This window comes from Pseudomonas sp. NPDC087598, assembly GCF_044743525.1.
Taxonomy (GTDB): Bacteria; Pseudomonadota; Gammaproteobacteria; order Pseudomonadales; family Pseudomonadaceae; genus Aquipseudomonas.
The window spans coordinates 1-2,325 of record NZ_JBIUWQ010000141.1 but is presented as its reverse complement, the minus strand read 5'-3'; the positions used below and the strand labels follow the sequence as shown (position 1 = coordinate 2,325).

Annotated in this window: 3 protein-coding genes and 1 pseudogene; all 4 read left to right on the top strand. The window is 61.0% G+C overall.

The annotated features are described in order from the left end of the window. Positions 1-586: cytochrome-c oxidase, cbb3-type subunit II (gene ccoO, locus ACIOWE_RS30075; protein WP_401398591.1), on the top strand; the 586-nt coding region annotated here is incomplete at its 5' end. A gap of 5 nt (positions 587-591) precedes the next feature. Beyond that, positions 592-789, top strand: a complete 198-nt coding sequence (locus tag ACIOWE_RS30070) for a cbb3-type cytochrome c oxidase subunit 3 (RefSeq protein ID WP_095189482.1) — start codon at positions 592-594, stop codon at positions 787-789. Continuing rightward, positions 786-1,739 carry a cytochrome-c oxidase, cbb3-type subunit III gene (ccoP, locus tag ACIOWE_RS30065; RefSeq protein WP_401398589.1) on the top strand — a complete coding sequence of 318 codons (954 nt, stop codon included), beginning with the start codon at positions 786-788 and terminating at the stop codon, positions 1,737-1,739. Before ACIOWE_RS30070 ends, ccoP begins: the two co-directional genes overlap by 4 nt. 481 nt (positions 1,740-2,220) lie before the next feature. After that, positions 2,221-2,325 (top strand): annotated as a pseudogene (locus ACIOWE_RS30060) (cytochrome C oxidase Cbb3); the annotation flags it as partial.

The following is a 2,325-nucleotide window of genomic DNA, read 5'->3' as shown; positions in this document are numbered from 1 at the left end:
GTCCGTCGGCCTGCTGATGTTGCTCGTGGTATTCGCCGTGAGCATCGGCGGCCTGACCCAGATCGTCCCGCTGTTCTTCCAGGACGTCACCAACAAACCGGTGGAAGGCATGAAGCCCTACACCGCGCTGCAACTGGAAGGCCGCGACATCTATATCCGCGAAGGCTGCGTCGGTTGCCACTCGCAGATGATCCGCCCGTTCCGCGCCGAAACCGAACGCTACGGGCACTACTCGGTGGCCGGCGAAAGCGTCTGGGATCACCCGTTCCTGTGGGGCTCCAAGCGTACCGGTCCGGACCTGGCCCGGGTCGGCGCGCGTTACTCGGATGACTGGCACCGCGCGCACTTGTACAACCCGCGCAACGTCGTGCCTGAGTCGAAAATGCCGGCCTACCCATGGCTGGTCACGCAAGCGGTCGACAGCAGCCACACCGAAACCAAGCTCAAGACCATGCGCACCCTCGGCGTGCCGTACACCGATGACGACATCAGCGGCGCGGTGGCCAGCCTCAAAGGCAAGACTGAAATGGACGCCCTCGTCTCCTACCTGCAAGTGCTTGGCACTGCGATCAAGAGCAAGAGGTGAGCACGATGGTTATTGAAATGAGCGCGGGGCTGATTCGCGGCCTCGGCACGGTCGTGGTGTTCGTCGCCTTCGTCGGTTTGACCTTGTGGGTGTTCAACCGCAAGCGCACACCGGAATTCGCCGAAGCACGCCTGCTGCCGTTCGCCGACGAACCGCTACCCGACACAACCCCAGTATCTGAACCAAGGAGTACCCGGCCATGACCACCTTCTGGAGTACGTGGATCTGCGTACTGACCATCGGCAGCCTGATCGGCCTGACCTGGCTGCTGGTCGGCACCCGTCGGGGCGAGACCAAGGGCAGCGTCGCCCAGACCAAGGGCCACAGCCTCGACGGCATGGTGGTGTACGACCAGAGGTTGCCGCTGTGGTGGCTCATGCGGGTCGCCGGCACGCTGGTGTTTTCCGTAGGCTATCTGATCCTCTACCCGGGCCTGGGCAACTGGAAAGGCATCCTGCCCGGCTACGAGGACGGCTGGACCGGCGTCCACGAGTGGGAAAAGGAAATGAGCAAGGCTGACGCCAGGTTCGGACCGATCTTTGCCAAATTCGCCGCCATGCCGCTGGTAGAAGTGGCGAAGGATCCGCAGGCGCTGAAAATGGGTGGCCGTTTGTTCGCCTCCAACTGCTCGGTGTGCCACGGCTCCGATGCCAAAGGCGCATTCGGCTTCCCGAACCTGGCTGACAGCGACTGGCGCTGGGGCGGCGACGCCGACACCATCAAGACCACCATCATGGGTGGGCGGATGGCGGCGATGCCGGCCTGGGGCGAAGTGCTCGGCGAAGCCGGGGTGAAGAACGTTGCCGCCTACGTGCGTCACGAACTGGCCGGCCTGCCACTGCCTGCCGACAGCAAGGCTGACCTGCAAGCCGGACAGCAAGCGTTCAGCACCACTTGCGTAGCCTGTCATGGGGCAACCGGCCACGGCACTGAAGCCATGGGTGCGCCGAATCTGACGCACCCGGCCGGATTTATCTATGGCACCAGCCTGACCCAACTTGAGCAGACCATCCGCCATGGCCGTCAGGGCCACATGCCGGCGCAGAACGAGCTGTTGGGTAACGATAAAGTGCAATTGCTGGCTGCTTATGTGTACAGCCTGTCGCACGGATTGAATACAGAAAAACTGATTACTGAGGACAACAAACAGTAATCCATGTGTACAACGCTGCCGCACCATTCTCGGTGCGGCAGCATCCCGCCCCTTTGCGACGCATTGTCGCACCCCGTCACACCCTCTCCTTTCGGTTCCTCTGATTCGGGTCTACGCTTGCTCGATGCGGACTGGCCCGTGCCGGTTCCAGGTCGACCCCGAGCGATGTGTTCGATGAATTGGCTGACAGACTCGCCGCAAAGGCCGGTAGATACCGGCTGTCGCGCCGATTGCCATTCATCAGGCGAACTGGCCGTTCGAACATACCTCGTTACAACTGACCTGAACCCCTCGCTTTTTTCGTCCGCTGCGACATTTTGTCCGAGGCCAATTTTGACCTTACGCGGCGCATGGAAAGGCCGCAGAATCAGCGTTGGAAAGCATTGACCCAGGTCATGGCGCGTTGCAATGACCCCCTGCTCTCTGCATACTTGCGGCCGATTTTAATCCTAATAAAACACCCAAACCGTGGAACCTTAGAATGAGCACAGCAATCAGTCCGACTGCTTATAACTATAAGGTAGTCCGCCAGTTCGCCATCATGACGGTGGTCTGGGGGATCCTTGGCATGGGGCTCGGTGTCTTC

Bases quoted from the DNA above. Each gene is read 5' to 3' on its own strand.
- ACIOWE_RS30070 (WP_095189482.1), top strand. From the start codon at position 592: ATGGTTATTGAAATGAGCGCGGGGCTGATTCGCGGCCTCGGCACGGTC.
- ccoP (WP_401398589.1), top strand. From the start codon at position 786: ATGACCACCTTCTGGAGTACGTGGATCTGCGTACTGACCATCGGCAGC.